The sequence below is a fragment of the Haladaptatus sp. DYSN1 genome (genome assembly GCF_029489995.1).
Lineage (GTDB): Archaea > Halobacteriota > Halobacteria > Halobacteriales > Halococcaceae > QDMS2.
On sequence record NZ_CP120470.1, the window covers coordinates 683,397 to 699,193 of the forward strand.

17 protein-coding genes are annotated in these 15,797 nt (G+C 63.2%); 8 read left to right on the forward strand and 9 right to left on the reverse strand.

Going from position 1 to position 15,797, the window contains the following annotated elements; translation table 11 throughout:
• Window positions 1–6: 6 nt before the first annotated feature.
• Complete coding sequence (locus P0648_RS03650; protein ID WP_277505245.1) at window positions 7–1,005, forward strand: hypothetical protein; 999 nt, start codon at window positions 7–9, stop codon at window positions 1,003–1,005.
• Window positions 1,006–1,177: 172 nt separating this feature from the next.
• The gene (locus P0648_RS03655; RefSeq protein ID WP_277505247.1) at window positions 1,178–2,269 is read left to right on the forward strand and encodes a geranylgeranyl reductase family protein; all 1,092 of its coding nucleotides are present in this window, start codon (window positions 1,178–1,180) and stop codon (window positions 2,267–2,269) included.
• 6 nt (window positions 2,270–2,275) lie between these two features.
• On the opposite strand, the gene P0648_RS03660 is transcribed toward P0648_RS03655, so the two are convergent.
• Window positions 2,276–3,352, reverse strand: a complete 1,077-nt coding sequence (locus P0648_RS03660; RefSeq protein ID WP_277505249.1) for an aminomethyltransferase family protein — start codon at window positions 3,350–3,352, stop codon at window positions 2,276–2,278.
• A gap of 39 nt (window positions 3,353–3,391) precedes the next feature.
• Window positions 3,392–3,688 (reverse strand): DUF6432 family protein, encoded by a 297-nt coding sequence (locus tag P0648_RS03665; RefSeq protein WP_277505251.1) that lies wholly within the window; start codon window positions 3,686–3,688, stop codon window positions 3,392–3,394.
• A gap of 138 nt (window positions 3,689–3,826) precedes the next feature.
• Between P0648_RS03665 and P0648_RS03670 the strand changes: the two genes are divergently transcribed.
• Window positions 3,827–4,600 (forward strand): hypothetical protein, encoded by a 774-nt coding sequence (locus P0648_RS03670; RefSeq protein WP_277505252.1) that lies wholly within the window; start codon window positions 3,827–3,829, stop codon window positions 4,598–4,600.
• Between the two features lie 25 nt (window positions 4,601–4,625).
• Window positions 4,626–5,009 carry a DUF5611 family protein gene (locus P0648_RS03675; protein ID WP_276245591.1) on the forward strand — a complete coding sequence of 128 codons (384 nt, stop codon included), beginning with the start codon at window positions 4,626–4,628 and terminating at the stop codon, window positions 5,007–5,009.
• A 200-nt stretch (window positions 5,010–5,209) separates the two neighbouring features.
• Here P0648_RS03675 and sepF read toward each other — a convergent pair whose 3' ends face one another.
• Entirely contained in the window at window positions 5,210–5,569 is a 360-nt protein-coding gene (gene sepF / locus P0648_RS03680; protein ID WP_276245590.1) for a cell division protein SepF, read from the reverse strand.
• A 185-nt stretch (window positions 5,570–5,754) separates the two neighbouring features.
• Here sepF and P0648_RS03685 point away from each other — a divergent pair, with 185 nt between their 5' ends.
• A complete protein-coding gene (locus P0648_RS03685; RefSeq protein WP_277505255.1) occupies window positions 5,755–6,903 on the forward strand; it encodes a S8 family peptidase in 1,149 nt (382 codons plus the stop codon).
• A 15-nt stretch (window positions 6,904–6,918) separates the two neighbouring features.
• Here the strand turns inward: P0648_RS03685 and P0648_RS03690 are convergent, their stop codons facing one another.
• The gene (locus P0648_RS03690; RefSeq protein ID WP_276245588.1) at window positions 6,919–7,398 is read right to left on the reverse strand and encodes an RNA-binding protein; all 480 of its coding nucleotides are present in this window, start codon (window positions 7,396–7,398) and stop codon (window positions 6,919–6,921) included.
• A gap of 125 nt (window positions 7,399–7,523) precedes the next feature.
• Between P0648_RS03690 and P0648_RS03695 the strand changes: the two genes are divergently transcribed.
• From P0648_RS03695 to P0648_RS03705, 3 genes are read left to right on the forward strand one after another with little or no spacing between them, the layout of a single operon-like run.
• On the forward strand, window positions 7,524–7,820 hold the full coding sequence (locus tag P0648_RS03695; protein ID WP_276245587.1) for a hypothetical protein: 297 nt from the start codon (window positions 7,524–7,526) through the stop codon (window positions 7,818–7,820).
• Between the two features lie 50 nt (window positions 7,821–7,870).
• A complete protein-coding gene (locus P0648_RS03700) occupies window positions 7,871–9,175 on the forward strand; it encodes a ribonuclease R family protein (protein WP_276245586.1) in 1,305 nt (434 codons plus the stop codon).
• 52 nt (window positions 9,176–9,227) lie between these two features.
• Window positions 9,228–10,868 (forward strand): acyl-CoA synthetase, encoded by a 1,641-nt coding sequence (locus P0648_RS03705; protein WP_277505256.1) that lies wholly within the window; start codon window positions 9,228–9,230, stop codon window positions 10,866–10,868.
• Here the strand turns inward: P0648_RS03705 and P0648_RS03710 are convergent, their stop codons facing one another.
• The 5 genes from P0648_RS03710 to P0648_RS03730 are packed head-to-tail and all read right to left on the reverse strand — an operon-like array spanning window position 10,869 to window position 15,760.
• A complete protein-coding gene (locus P0648_RS03710; RefSeq protein WP_276245584.1) occupies window positions 10,869–11,603 on the reverse strand; it encodes an ABC transporter ATP-binding protein in 735 nt (244 codons plus the stop codon).
• A complete protein-coding gene (locus P0648_RS03715; protein ID WP_276245583.1) occupies window positions 11,600–12,349 on the reverse strand; it encodes an ABC transporter ATP-binding protein in 750 nt (249 codons plus the stop codon). Before P0648_RS03715 ends, P0648_RS03710 begins: the two co-directional genes overlap by 4 nt.
• Window position 12,350: 1 nt before the next feature.
• Window positions 12,351–13,514, reverse strand: a complete 1,164-nt coding sequence (locus P0648_RS03720) for a branched-chain amino acid ABC transporter permease (protein WP_277505258.1) — start codon at window positions 13,512–13,514, stop codon at window positions 12,351–12,353.
• On the reverse strand, window positions 13,507–14,448 hold the full coding sequence (locus P0648_RS03725) for a branched-chain amino acid ABC transporter permease (protein WP_277505260.1): 942 nt from the start codon (window positions 14,446–14,448) through the stop codon (window positions 13,507–13,509). Before P0648_RS03725 ends, P0648_RS03720 begins: the two co-directional genes overlap by 8 nt.
• 28 nt (window positions 14,449–14,476) lie before the next feature.
• Window positions 14,477–15,760: an ABC transporter substrate-binding protein gene (locus P0648_RS03730; protein ID WP_369685673.1), complete on the reverse strand. Its 1,284-nt coding sequence runs from the start codon at window positions 15,758–15,760 to the stop codon at window positions 14,477–14,479.
• Window positions 15,761–15,797 lie beyond the last annotated feature (37 nt).

Below are 15,797 nucleotides of genomic sequence, written 5' to 3' on the forward strand. Positions count from 1 at the left end.
CTCGGTATGACCTCAATTTACGCACCGCTTCGCGAGGTGCTCGTGGTCGCGACCGGCCGGGGTGGGGATTGGCAGGCAACCGAGCGACTCGACGGTCATTCGATCGAATGCGTGGCCGTCTCGCCGGCCGAACCGAAGCGCATCTTCGTCGGAACGTTCGAGTCCGGCCTCCAGCGGAGTCTCGACGCTGGCGACACCTGGGAATCGGTCGGTGAGGATGTCATCGAGGGAGCCGTGATGTCAGCACGCGTGAGTCCGCACGACCCGGATACCGTCTACGTCGGCATGGAACCGAGCGCGGTTTATCGCTCCACCGATGGCGGCGACTCGTGGACCGCGCTCTCGCCGCTCACCGACCTGCCTTCGGCGGACGAGTGGTACTTCCCGCCGCGGCCGCACACCCATCACGTTCGGTGGATCGAGGTGGACCCCGAAGACCCCGACCGACTCTACGTCGGCATCGAGGCCGGAGCCTTCGTCTACTCCGAGGACGGCGGCGAGTCGTGGCACGAACGACCCTCCGGGTCGCGGTTCGACAATCACTCGCTGGCCGTCCACCCGGACGCGCCGGGCCGGGTCTACGCGGCGGCTGGCGACGGCTACGCGGAGTCGCGTGACGGCGGGCGGTCGTGGTCGCACCCCCAGGAGGGGTTGAATCACCGCTACTGCTGGAGCGTCGCACCAGATCCGGGTGACCCGGACACGGTGGTTCTCTCCGCCGCAAACGGAGCGTACGCGGCGCACAACCCTTCATCGGCCGAGTCCTACGTCTATCGACGCGAGACTGGCGGCCCGTGGGAGCGGTGTGGTGGCGACCTCGACGAAGGTGACGGGTTGGTTCGGGCGGAGTTAGCAACGGTCGGCGAACCGGGCGTCGTCTACGCCTTCTCGAACCACGGCATCGCTCGCTCCGGGGACATGGGTCGGTCGTGGACGACACTCTCGATACCGTGGGAAAACCGCTACGAGCGGATGACGCCACGCGGCTTTGCAGTCGTCGAATAAGGGCAAACAGCCGGCGTATCGGCTCCACGAAGTCGGATGCCGGACAGTCGCGGCGACTCCGTGGCGGTTCTCAGTGCATGGGCCGTGCTGGCCGCGGCTTCACTGATAAATTCTCGCACGGGGCGGCCACAGGCCGGGAAGTATATACTGACGGATAGAATAGGCGAAGCCAATGTACGATTTCGTCGTCGTCGGTGCGGGACCGGCCGGGTCGCGATTCGCCCGGCGAACCGCCGAGGACGGACACGACGTGCTCGTGCTCGAACGAGGGACAGTGGGCAAACCGCTCGCCTGCTCGGGGCACGTCAGCACCGACCTCTGGGAATTCACTACCGAAGGGACGAAAGAAAAGCTCCTCCAGAACGAAATCTCCGGTGCGCGTTTTCACACTGACGGCCCGGGGAGCGACTCGCATCTCTTCTACAAACGCGACGTTATCTCGAACGTCATCGACCGCGTAGGACTCGACGAAGTGCTCGCCGACGCGGCCGTCGCAGCGGGGGCGGACCTGCGCGAAGACCACAGCGTTACCGAGGTTACGGAGCGTCGCGACCGCGTCGAGGTCGTTGCGCAAACGCCGGACGGCATGGAGACGTTTGCGGGGAAGATTGTGGTCGGGTGTGACGGCCCCGTCTCGCGGGTGCGCCGCGAGTGTGGCCTCCCCGAACCACAGGAGAAACTGCAGGGCGTTCTCGCCTTTTCCGAGGAGGACGACCCCGGCGAATACGTGGACGTCCACCTGACCGCGCCGACGTTCTTCGCGTGGCGCATCCCACGCGGTGAGGCGGGTGTCGAATACGGCCTCGCCGCGCCGCCCGGCTCTTCGCCGACCGCCCGCGAACTGTTCGACGAGTTCGTCTCTGGCTACGACGTGGAGACCTCCCACTTCTGTGCGGGCATGATTCCGATTGACCCGCCAAAGCGCGTGACGGGCCGTCGAAGTCTGTTGATTGGCGACGCCGCCGCGCAGACCAAGCCGTTCACCGGCGGCGGCATCGTCTACGGTATGACCGCCGCAGACCACGCCGCTGAAACCGTGAATCCGGACGACCCGGGAACGCTCGGCGATTACGAGCGGGCGTGGCGCGAGGACCTCCGGACGGAGATTCGACTCGGTGCGTGGATTCGCAAGGCGTACTCGCTGCCGAAACCCGTTCAGACGGCCGGACTCAGCACGCTCGCAGGCGAAATTGGCGTCCACATGGACAAGCCGACGACCCTCGCCTCGCGCGAGCAGTTGAAGACGTTGCTGTCGCGAAAATAGCTGTTTTCAGTTCGGATACGTCGGCAGTCGCTCGGATTGCTGGCTCCCCTCGACGAAGGGGAGCGGTTCAATGCTGCCAGTCGTTTCCCCAACAGTCACGTCGGTTGCGTCCAGTCCGTATTCGACGTAGGCGAGCGCGATTGGCTCGTCGCGCAAGGGACTCTGGACGGCGCGCGTCACCTCACCTACGTCGTCGCCGTTTGCGGTGACGTTTGCGCCTGCTTCGGGAACTTCTTCGCAGACGAGTCCCACGAGTCGTCGGCTTGGCTGGCCGCGATTCTCGACTCTGGAGACGACTTCCTGGCCGACGAAACAGCCCTTGTCGAAGTTCAGTGCGTTACGGATGCCGGCGACGTTCGGAATCCGCCCTTCGAGTTCGGTCTCGAACAGTGGCGTTCCGGCTTCGAGGGTGAGTGAGTCCCACGTGTCGTAGCCGAAGGGGGTCGCCGCCATGCCGAAGTAGAGCAGGGCGTCGAGGACTTCCTCGGCCTTGTCCGCCGCACAGACGACTTCGTAGCCTTCCTCGCCGGTTAGCGCGTCGGTCGCGATGACGGTGACGCCAGCGTCGCCCATCGACCCGCGGTCGAATGAGAGCGCGCCCTCGGGTGCGCCCGGACCGGTGAGGACACTGGCTACTTTTTCCGTGGCCTTCGGCCCGTGGACGCCGAACACGGCGAAGTCGTCGGTGGCGACGGAGATGTCTACGTCCTGAATGAAGGTCTTCCCGCGCCAGTCTTCGGCAAGCGGAGCGGCCTCGTCCGGCGGCGTGAACAGCAACAGGCGCTCGCCAGCGTTGTAGACGTACATGTCCAGTTCGACGCGACCCTGTGGGTCGAGCAGGAGCGCGTAGACGCCCTGGCCGTCCTCGGTCGGGACGGTGTTCGAAATCGCGTTGTCGACGAACTCGACGCGGTCTGCGCCTTCGACGAGGACGACCCCGTAGCCCATCTCGATGACGCCGACGACGTTTCGGACGGCTTTGTGTGCCTGGGTGGGCCGTCCGTAGTTGCCGACGACGCGACGGCCGCCGCGCTCTGTGAACGTTGCGCCGTGGTCTTCGTGGAACCCCTCGAGGACGGTCATGGCTGGTGGTATTTCCTGCCCGGGAATAAACTTCGCCCTCTACGGCGAGAATTTCTCGATGATTCTGTCGATGAGCGACGGTTTCGGCTCGGCCTCGCCCGGTTCAGGGACGACCTTATCGTCCGGCAGGATGACGGTTCGCGCCCCCTCGTCGGTCACCTCGATGAGGCCTGCTTCTTTCAGGTTGGCGAGCGCGTCTTCGAGTTCGTCGATGGAGATGTCCGCGTGCGCTCTGAGCTCGAAGACGGTCATGCCCTCTCCCTTTCGGTCGACCAAGGCGTCGAGCACCGCAACCTCTGTCGCGTCGCGGTTCCGATACTCACGCTTTGCCCTCATACCCCACTGTATGTCGGGATGCATCTTACCCTTGTCCCCTCTCGTGGCCCATCCGTGGTGGTGGCCGTCTGCCAGTTTTCTCGCCGGACAGTCCGGGAAACAGTACTCTTATACTCGCACGTGGGGATGCATTTGCCAATGAGTCTCAAGTGTTCGCTTCTCGGTCACCGCTACGGCGAACTGGAGGTAGAGCGGGAGCGAGAGGAACGAGGGAGTGAAGTCGTCGTCACGGTGCGCGAGATCGAAGTGTGCGAACGCTGCGGTGGGACGCAGGTTCGCTCCGAGGCAAAGGAGATTACGTCGGCCGAATCGCCCGCGGGCGAACCGGAGCCAGTTCCCAACGAACCGGACGTTATCGTCACGGACGACCTCGCTGACGGGGACGCAGCCGAAGACGGGTTCGACCACGAGGACGCGTCGGCGTTCGACCACAAAGACGAGACGAACGTTTCCGAGGCGGATGCCGTCGAACCGCCCGCCGACCCGAGCGAAGAGGACGTAGAAATCATCGACGACCACGAGGACGCCGGCGTGGGGCACGACACGGGTCCGGACCTCGAAGACATCGAAACCGAATCGACGTTCGACGAACTCGACGCGGAGACCGACGACGGCGTCATCCTCACCGACGAACCGGACGAACCGGAGCGCGAACCCGGCGCGTGGCCGGACGAACCGGCACGCGAGGACCCGAAAGACACGAGTTGGATACAGAACGGCGCGGACGAGGCAGACGAACCAGAAGTCGAGGAGACGACCGATGCGGGAGCAATCGCTCCCGGCGAGGGCGTGTTCCAGTGTCCAAAGTGTGGTTTCGACACGCCGGTTCGTGAATCACCCCTGCGCGAGGGCGATATCTGTCCGTCGTGTAAGCAGGGCTACTTAGACCGGGTCGCGACGCGAAAAGAGTAAAACCTGGCTACGCAAACACCTGTCTATGAAGGAGTACAAGATGCGCCGCGGTGAGACGCTGGAGGAGCGAATCCCCGACATGAAAGCGACCGTCGAAGACTACTTTGGTCCCATCACGGGGACGGAGGACTTCAAAGGGAGCGACCTCCTCGTCGTCGGCGAGCCGAAAAATCCGGTGTTCAAGCGCATCGTCGCTGGTGCGGTCAAGTACAGCGGCAAGAAAGACAAACTCGCGGTTCACTTCGAAGAGCACGACGCGAAGGAAATCCTCGACAAGGGGCTCGCAGACCACGCCGCAGACGCCGTGAGCGCGAAAAACAACTTCCTGCTCGAAGCCACGGGACGCGACGCAAAGAGCCGCCGCGAGTCCATGAAACGCGAAGTCGAAGACGACTCCCCCGACTTCTAACCTCCGTTCGCTTTTCAGGATAGTACTGAGAAAACACCTAGATTTATCGTCGTGTGTTACGTATTGACATAATAGCTCTCAGACACGGTACTCGGCTGGTGGGAGTCAGACCCGCGTACCGGTTCGGGGACTGAGGGCGCTGTCTGTCATGGGAATTCCGACCGGGCACTTTTTTGTGCGTCTGAAAAATGACCGCGAGCCTAGCGGCCGCCGAGCTTCTGGCGGCTGATTGAGACGCCCGTCGGGGTGAGAATGAGCTGGTCGTCGTCCTTCTGGACGATATCGCCACCGACCTCCTGGGCGACCTGCTGGAGTTCGTCGCTGATGCGCTGCATTGTGCGGTCCTCGGTCGCGTGTCGGGTGATGTCCGCGATGACCAGGTCGCCGTCATAGATGGCGTCCTTGATGGCAATGACGTCCTGTTGGTTCCCGATTTTCGCGATGTGGACGCGCATCTTGGCGTCGCCAGCCGCCGCCTCGAAGTCGTCGATGTTCAGCTCCAGGTAGTCGTCGGTCTTGCGAGACCCACGTTCACCCAGGAGCTTGCTCATAAGTCCCATAGAACACAAACCGGTTCCTTCGAGTATAGGCTTTACGTCAGACGGAGTTCGTTTCCCGCCTCTCAGAGTCACTCACACCCACGGTAGTACCTACGTGGTCCATGCGAACATAAGCCAAGTTTTAAATAACTATAACGAAAGTTTAGGTTACATCTATGTCAGATGTAAATTTAACTCGAAGAAATTTGCTCAAAACGTCGGCTGTCGGTGCCGTCGGGACGATGTTCGTTGGCACGGCTGCGGCGAACCGGGCTCCTCGTCGTATCGTCGGAACGAGTTCGCCAGGTGCGAGTGAAGAAGCACGAAACCGGGCGGACTCCGTCAGCAGAACCCTCGACTTCGGCTCGATTGGGCAGGCGGTCGCCGGGCGCTTTTCGGACAAAGCGGTCGAACAACTCCGCAAGCGCGACGACGTCCGCTACGTCGAAGCGGACATCACGATGTACGCCATCGGCGGCAAGCCGGGCGACGGGGTCACGACCCAGGCGCAGACGTTGCCGTGGGGCGTAGACCGCACAGACGCGGACGTCGCTCACGCAAATGGCGAAACCGGGAGCGGCGCCGACCTCGCCATCATCGACACCGGCATCGACTCTGACCACCCCGACCTCGCCGCGAATCTCGGCACCGGGAGGGCGTTCACGAAAGCAAAGGGCAACTACGCCTACGACTGGGACGACGACAACGACCACGGCACCCACTGTGCCGGCATCGCCGCCGGTATCGACAACGCAGAGGGCGTCGTCGGCGTCGCACCCGACGCGACGCTCCACGCGGTCAAGGTGCTCGACAAGCGCGGAAGCGGCTCCCTCTCCGACGTGGCCGCCGGTATCGAGTGGACCGCAGACCAGGGCTACGACGTCGGTTCGATGAGCCTCGGGGCGAGCAGTGGCGCACAGACGCTCAAAGACGCCTGTCAGTACGCCGTGGACAACGGCGTCTTCCTCGTCGGTGCGGCAGGCAACAGCGGCCCGTGTACCGACTGTGTCGGCTACCCGGCCGCCTACTCGACGGTCATGGCCGTTTCCTCGACGAACTCCTCGGATGGTTTCTCGAGTTTCTCCTCGCAGGGACCAGAAGTCGAAATTGCCGCCCCCGGCACGGACATCTACTCGTCGGTCATCGGCGGCTACGACACGTTCTCGGGAACGTCGATGGCGACGCCGCACGTCGCCGGTGCCGGCGCACAGCTCATGGCGAACGGGAGTTCGAACTCACAGGCTCGTTCGACGCTGCAAAATTCAGCAGAAGACATCGGCCTCGCCACGAACGAGTCCGGGTCCGGCCTGCTCGACGTGGCCGCGGCGCTCGGTCTCGACTCCTCTGACAACTAACTCGAATCCCCTTTTTTACGCGGTGAAGTTGTAGAGTTCGTCGCCAACGAAGTGGATGGACTTCACGACTTTTCCGGAGTCGCCGACCATGTCGGCACCGTCGGTGAGAGCTTTGCCGATGGCGAGCACCTTGCCGTGGGTTTCCTCTGCAATTGCGACGATGTCGCCTTCGTCGATGGTCTCGTCGGCTTCGACGATGCCCGGTCGCATCACGTCCGCGCCGTCCGAGACGAAGGAGACGGCTCCCGCGTCCACGGTGACGACGTTACGCTCCGGTGGGAAATCGTTCGCGCCACGGACCGTGAGAAACGGTCGACCGTCGAGACGGCCAACCGTCGCGTCGCCGTCGACGAGAATGAGGTCGAACGCGGAGTCCTTGAACTCGACGAGTTCGAAACTATCTGCGTCCAGGTCCACGCCGAGTTCGGCGGAGAGTGCCTGTTTGATCTTCGTTACCTCGTCACTCCGGAGGTGGTGGCGAGATTTGACTTCCATACCTGAACCTGTCACCGCCGGGCATTAACTCTTACAGACTCTTTTGCGCCCCGCGAGACGCCGCCAGTGCGACCAGAATTGTGCCAGCCAATACAGTTAATTACAACCGAGTCTAAGCCCCGGTCATGTGGGGTCCCCGGAAGTCCCGGGCCAGCACGGTGGTCACCTGCACTGCCTGCGGAAGCACCGTCCTCAGGAAAGAGGCACGCGAGTACGACAAACTCGGCAACCGCTGGGAGCGTGAAGGAAAGCAGTTCGAACACCTCTGTAAGGAGTGTGACACCGACCTCTGCCACCAGCCACGAGCCGGGCTCGAAGACCTGTTAGAGGAGTGTGGCGCAGGCGAAGTCTCTCAGGACGAATTTCTCGCGCGATACGCGACCACCGTTCGCGACCGCTACGAATCGCTCGGCGAGCGATAGCTGATTTTCGGGTCGATACGCCTTTCAGTTCGACACGCGTAGCCCAGCACATGACTGACGAACAGGCCTACGCCGGGACGGCCGAGGGCCAGGGCCCCGTCGAAATCGACGAGGACCTCGCCCGCCACCTCGCGAACAAACGCGAGGAACTCTTCGAGAAGTTCGAGATTCGCGATGCCTTCCCCGAGGAAGTCATGGCCGAAGCAGAAGAACGCACCACCGACGTGCAAGAAGAAATCCACGCGGAAGTCGACAACCGCGCTGACCTCCGGGACATGCAGACCTGGACTATCGACCCCGTGGACGCCCAGGACTTCGACGACGCCATCAGCATCGAAGAGTCAGAAGAGGAGTACACGCTGTGGGTTCACATCGCCGACGTGACCCACTACGTCCACCCAGAATCGAAGATGTGGGACGAGGCGGTAAAGCGCGGCAACACGGTCTATCTGCCCGCCTACACCATCCACATGCTCCCGCCGATGCTCGCAGAGACCGTCTGCTCGCTCGTGCCAAACGAGGAGCGCCTCGCCCACACCGTCGAGATGCACATCAGCAAGGAGACGCTCTCCTACGAGTCCATCGACATCTACAAGTCCGTCATCGAGTCCGACGAGCGCCTGACCTACTCACAGGCAGAAAAGCGACTGGAAGACGAGGACGCGGCCCTCCACGACGAGATTTCGCTCGTCTTCGAACTGGCGAACCAGCTCCACGAACAGCGCAAGGAAGATGGGTCGCTCGTGCTCAACCCGAGCCGCGACCGCGCCCACACCATCATCGAGGAGTGCATGCTGAAGGCGAACAAGGCCGTCACGCACGAACTCATGTGGGGTCGCGGCGTCGAGGCGATGTACCGCGTTCACCCACAGCCAACGCCCGACGAGTGGGACAAGGCACTGCAGGAGATTCAGGACTTAGACGGCGTGAAGATTCCCGGCAGCACGTGGGACGACCCGCGCAAGGCCGTGAACGCGACTATCGAGAACGCGCCGGGTCGCCAACTCAACAAGATTCAGTGGGCCGTGATGAAGGTGATGCCACGCGCGAAGTACATGAACGACCCGTTCGGGGGCCACCACGCGCTCAACTTCGAGATTTACGGCCACTTCACGAGCCCGATTCGCCGCCTCTCTGACCTCATCAACCACTGGATCGTCTACCAGAACGACGTGCCAGAGAACCTCGTCGAACTCTGTGACCGCGCCTCCGAACGACAGAAGGCCGCAGAAACCTGCGAGCGCCAGTATAAGCAGTTCTTAGAAGAAGTCGGCCTCGACCCCTACGCGGTCAACAGCCGCGGGCTCAAAGTCGTCTCCGACGACGACGAGGACGACGCGGTAGACGACGAATAAAATTCACATATCAACCCGCGGATTGTAGTCAGCAGCCCGCGTAATTTTTGCCATGCCATGGCACGTCACGATTCCGGGGGATAGCTACGACGCAGCCCGCGACCAGTTCGAGTGGGACATCCCGAAGAGCTACAACCTTGCTTACGACCTCGTCCGAAAACACGCCGACCCGGGCCAGATTGCCCTCTATCAGGCGTATCCCGACGGACGACGCGAGGCGTACACCTTCCACGAACTCGACCGCCTGTCGAACCAACTCGCAAACGGCCTCGCAGACCTCGGCGTCGAGCGCGGCGACCGCGTGACCGTCCTCGTCCCGCAGAAACCGGCGAACCTGCTCACCCACCTCGCGTGCTGGAAACTCGGAGCAATCTCGCTGCCGCTGTCGAAACTGTTCGGCCCGGACGCGGTGGGCTATCGCCTGCGCGACAGCGAGGCGACGGTCGTCGTCGGAGACGAGAGCGTGACGGACGTGGTGAGGGCAGTTCGTGACGAGTGTCCTGACCTCCAGCACGTCGTCGAAGTCGACGGCGGAGACGGGAGCGTCGAAACCTCGTTTCAGGAGGTGCTCGCGGGCCAACCGGACACGTTCGACATCGTAGAGACAAACGCAGACACGCCCGCTATCATCATCTACACGAGCGGCTCGACCGGGCCACCAAAGGGCGCGCTCCACGGTCACGGCGTCTGGGTGGGCCACTGCCCGGCGTTTCGAATGTACTTCGAACACGACGTGCAGGACGCCGTCTGCTGGACGCCCGCAGACTGGGCGTGGATTGGCGCACTCGGCGACCTCGTCTTCCCGGCGTGGCACTACGGCCGCCCCGTCGTCGGCTACCCGATGGGTAAATTCGATTCGGCGACGGCCTTCTCGCTCATGGAGGAGTTTGGCGTCACCGACACGTTCCTCCCCCCGACGGCCATCCGGATGCTGATGGACGTCGAGTCGCCGACCGAGAAGTACGACCTCTCCCTGCACGCCATCTGCTCGGGGGGCGAACCGCTCACGCCGGAAATCCTCGACTGGGCCGCAGACGAACTCGACGGCGTCGCCGTGAACGAACTCTACGGGCAGACCGAAGCCAACCTGCTCGTCACCAACTGCCGTCAGTGGTTCGACGCCCTGCCCGGCAGCATGGGCAAGCCGGTTCCCGGTCACGACGTGGCCATTGTGGACCCAGAGACGGGCGAGGAGTGCGCCGTGGGAGATGTCGGCGAAATCGCGGTCAGGCGAGAAGGCAACCCCGTCTTGTTCAAAGAGTACTGGAACGACCCTGAGAAGACGGCGGCCTCCCGCGTCGGCCCGTGGCACCTCACCGGCGACCTCGCGACGCGCGACGACGAGGGCTACATCTGGTTCAAGTCGCGCGACGACGACCTCATCACGACGAGTGGCTACCGTGTCGGCCCGGGCGAAGTCGAGAGCGCGATTCTCGAACACCCCGACGTCGAACAGGTCGGCGTCGTCGGCGTCCCGGACGAGCGCCGAGGGGAGGTTATCAAAGCGTTCGTGCAGGTGAAATCGGACGTCGAGAAGCGCGAGGCGCTCGAAGTCGAGATTCAGAACCTCGTCAAAGAGAACCTCGCGAAGTACGAGTATCCACGCGAAATCGAGTTCGTCGAGACACTGCCACAGACGACGACCGGGAAGATTCAGCGAAAAGAACTGCGCGAACGGGAACTCGCGAACTGACTACTCCTGGCCGCTGCCCTGCATCAGTTCCTGAATCGCCGGCTTCTTTTTCAGTTCGTGGGGGTCGCCCGAATCGACCACTTCGCCGCGTTCGACGACGACGATGCGGTCTACGATTTCGGGGACGTGGGTCACGTTCGACTCGGCGATGAGCACGGCGATGCCCTGCTCGTTGATGGCTCTGATGTGTTTTTTCAGGTTCTCGACGACCACGGGAGCGAGGCCTTCGAGTGGCTCGTCTAAGATGAGTAGGTCTGGCTTGAGCGCGAGCGCGCGACCGATGGCCGCCATCTTCGCCTGTCCGCCCGAGAGGTTCTCGACGTTCGCGTTCGACCGTTCTTCGAGTTCCGGGAGCACCTCGTAGACGTCGCGGACGACGGCGTCCTCGTCGTCGATACCGCGCGCCTTCCCGGCGGTCCAGATGGGCAGACGGAGGTTCTCGTCCACCGTCATCCCGGTGAACAGTTTGCGGTCTTCTGGCTGGTAGCCAATGCCGCGCTTTGGGATGAGTTCTGGACGCATCGCGGTGAGTTCCTCGCCCGCGAATCGGACCGACCCGCGTTGGATGGGGGTCAGGCCCATGATGGCTCGGAACGTAGAGGTCTTGCCTGCGCCGTTGCGGCCAACGAGGCCCACTGCTTCGCCCCGGTTCACCTCGAAGGACACGTCGTGGGTCACCTGGAATCCCTCGACTTCGGCGTTCAATTTCTCGACTGTGAGGAGCGGGTCGCTCATTCTTCCACCCCCATCAGGAGGCGGCGAAGTTCGGCGTCAGTTTCGAGAATCGATGGGTCGCCCTCGCCGTGAATCGCTCCCTGATGGAGCGCCACGACGCGGTCTGCGTAGCCTTTCACGATGTCCATGTCGTGTTCGATTGTGACCGTGGTCACGCCCTCTTCCTTCGAGACGCTCGCGATGGTGTCGATGACGTACTCCTTTTCTTTCGTGGAGACGCCCGCGGTCGGTTCGTCGAGCAGCAGGTAGTCCGGTTCGAGACCGAACGACATGCACACGTCGAGGAGTTTGCGCGTCCCGTGGGGCAACTCCTCTGCGACCGAGTCGGCCTGTTCGTCGAGGCCGAACTTGGTGAGGAGGTCGTCGACCTTCTGCTCTACCTCCTCGTGTTCGTCGCGATAGCTGAACAGGCTCATCAGCTTTTTCTCCTTCGAGAGGACGGCGGTGCGCACGTTTTCACGGACGGTCATCTCGTCGAACACCTGGACGACCTGGAAACTACGGACGAGGCCGGCGTGGACGCGCTCTTCGGGAGCCATCTCCGTCACGTCCTCGCCGTCCATGACGACGCTGCCGGCATCCGGTTCGAGCAGGCCGGTCAGCAGGTTCACGAGCGTCGTCTTGCCCGCGCCGTTCGGCCCGACGATGAAGACGATTTCACCGTCGTGGCGGCCAAATTCGACCGACACGTCGTTCGTCGCGACCAGACTTCCGAACTGCTTTCTCAAGCGTTTGGCTTCTAACATCTCACTTCACCCCGAAGACGAGGACTTTCACGTTCTGCACCGACCGACTCGCGGCGGTGACGAGCGATTCTGCGAACGACGAGAGCCACGACCCGACGACTGCGGGGTCGTCTTTGAAACTCGCGGCGGCCTCGCGGACGCGCCCGCCCTGCTTGAGCGACCCGACGATGCCCTGCGGGAAACCAAAGACGAGCGCCAGCAGGACGAGGCCGGTCAGCGCGTCGAAGTAGTTCGTCAGGTCACGGCCCACGTCTTGGAGGAGGACGAGGACGATGCCACCCACGAGTGGGCCAAGCAGGGTCTGATACCCGCCGAGAATGGCCATGAACAGGATGTCACCAGAGCGCAGGAAGTAGAGCACTGGCCCCGGACGGACGTGCTGTTGGACCATCGCGTAGAGCGCGCCGGCCATCCCGCCGTAGACGGCGGAGATGACGAACGCGAGCCAGACGTAGCGGCGGACTGGAATCCCGATGAACTTCGCGCGGGTCCGGTCCTGCCCGATGGCGTCGAGTGCGGCTCCGAACGGCGAGTGGATGATGCGCCACATCACCAGCAATCCGAGGACTGAGAGGATGACGGTGAGGTAGAACAGCAACACGCTGTAAGCGTCCGGCGGCAGCCCCAACCCGAAGACGTCGGGGCGCATGTTCGGCCCCGGGCGGACGGGCAGGCCGTCACTCGACCCGAAGAACGACTGCCCCTGAACGAGCGCGTAGAGGAGTTGGCCGAAGGCGAGCGTCAGCAGGGAGAAGTAGAGCCCCGTGTGGCGAAGCGAGAGAAAGCCGATGAGCATCGCCATGAGCGTCGCGAGCAGCATGCTCGCGAGCAACAGGAGAGCGAACTCAGTTACGTCGTACTTCGCGGCGAGCACCGCCGTGGTGTACGCACCCGTCCCGAAGAAGGCGGCGTGCCCGAACGAGACGAGTTGCGTGTGCCGGACGAGCAAGTTGAGGCCTACTGCGGCGAGGCCGAACACGATTCCCTGATGGAGGACGCTGAGTTGAATCGACGGCGAGAGCCGCGCGATGTCCGGCAGCGCGAACAGGAACAGGAGGCCAACGAGCGCGAGTGCAGTTTGTCGGAGCGTGAGTTCGAGTCCACGCATCACCCGCACTTTGCGCTCGCCGTCGCGGGTGACGAGACCGGGAAGGCGGCTACCCATCGATTTCACCCCACGTTCCGAATAGGCCGTCGGGCTTTACGAGCAAGATGAGCGCCATGATGGCGAAGGGGGCGGCGAGTTCGGCGGGCGGGTACTGCCACGTCGCCCACCGACTCAGAATTCCGACGACGAGCGCGGCGACGAACGCGCCCCGGAGGCTGCCAAGCCCGCCAATCACGATGACGACGAACGAGAGGACGAGCGGATTCGCGCCCATCTCCAACGTCGCGTTCGTCGGCGGCAGCGCCATCGCGCCGGCGAAGCCGGCGAAGAACGCGCCCACGGCGAACACGAGCGTAAAGGTTCGGTCGGTGCTCACGCCGATTGCCGTCGCCATCTCGCGGTTGATGGCCGTCGCGCGGATGATGCGCCCCGTCTTCGTCCGGTTGAAAAAGTAGAACAGACCCACGACGGTAATCGCCCCGACCACGATGATGACGAGGTTGTAGGTCGGATAGTTCAATCCGACGAGCGAGGCGGCGGGGATGCTGTTGATGCCACTGAAGACGCTCTGGAGGCGGACGGGTTGCGGGCCCCAGCCGAACTTGATTGCGTCCTTGATGATGAGGAGCAACGCGAACGTGAGGACCAACTGGTACACCTCGTCGCGGTCGTAGATGGGGCGCAACAGCACCGCCTCGATGGCCGCGCCGACGGGCACGATGAGGGCGGCGGTGAGGACGGCCCCACCGAGGACGACGGCGACGAACATGGCCTGCGAGGCTGGGTCGGTCGGTGGCGGGACGAGACCCACGACGTAGCCGACGACGCTCGCGGCGACGTACGCGCCGAGGGCGTACAACTCGCCGTGGGCGAGGTTCAGCACGTCCAGGATGCCGAGGATGATGGTCAACCCCGAGGCGATGAGAAACAGGATGAACCCGTACTGGATGCCGTGGAGCGTGTGCGTGATGAAGTTGGTGAGGACGCTCATGGATTTCGAGTAGGTTTCATGGGCGTGCTCACCAGCTCTCGATCCAGTCGATGGCGGTCGTTCCCGGCGGTGGCGACACTTCCTGTGGTGTGTAGGAGTTGACGTCGGTGAGAATCGGCGCACCAACGTCACCGGACCACTCCATCTCGCCGTAGTAAGAAGTCGAGAGACCCTGGTGGCGCTCGCTCATGACGTGGTAGCCGGCGGGCGTGAAGAAGCCGTGGCCTTCGAGCGACATGGCGATTTGTTCCTGGCTTGGCCACCCGCCGAGCATATCGACCGCCTTCTGGGTGGCGGTTGCCCAGGCGGCTACTGCGCCGTAGCCACTCATGAAGTGCCCGCTCGGGACGATGTCCCACTGGTTGCGAGCGTCGTCGAGCAGCTGCTGGCCGGGACTCCAGCGAGATGGCTCCGGTTCACCCCAGTAGTAGTTGCGCGAGCCGGAGAACGCCTGGGCCTGTTCGACGACGTCCTGGCTCAGGTCGTTCACGGCGGAGTAGAGCACCGTGCCGACGAGTTGGGTGTTCTCGAACATGTTGTTCGCGGCGGCCTGATTCATCAGGGTCACCACGTCGCCACCCCACTGACTGGAGAAGGTCACGTCCGGCTGCTCGTTGTTGACCTCGGTGATGTGGGTGGACATGTCGTCTGCGAGCAGGTCGGGGAAGCCTTCGTGGACGATTTCGACGTCGGTCAGTTTCTTAAGCGCGGTCGTGTACACCTTCCACTCGTCTTTCCCGAACGCGTAGTTCGGGTTGATGCCCGCGACGGTGTTCACGTTCTCCGCGCCGAGGCGGTTGACCGTCTCGCGGGCGGCGGAGACGCACTCCATCACGTCGTAGTTCTGGAAGCGAAATGAGTAGGTCGGGTCCGGAACCGTCTCCTCGTAGAGGGTGGTCACCGTCCCGTCGGTGGCAACGTTCACGACGCCCTGGGCCTCGACTTCCGGGGCAAGCGCGGCGTGGCCACCCGAGGAGATGGGGCCGAAGGTGACGTCTTTGCCCTCGGAGACGAACTGCTTGTAGTTCTCGACGTAGGCGTCTGCCTCGTGTTTCACGTCGAGTTCGATTTCGCGACCCGCGACGCCGCCTGCCTCATTGATGCGGGAGATGGCGAGTTCCGCGCCGTACTGGGCTTGCAGGCCGAGAACGGACGCCGGCCCCTCGGTGAACGTCTGGAGACCAGCCTGAATCGGTTCGTCCGGCACGTCCTGTGTGCCACCAGCGTCGTTTTCGTTCGTGCCCGCACCGATGAGCGAACTACACCCGGCGAGGGCCGCGGCGAGCGCCGTCCCGCCGACGGCTTTGAGCATCGTTCGTCGGTCCATTCCGTCGTCTGGAGAAATTTCG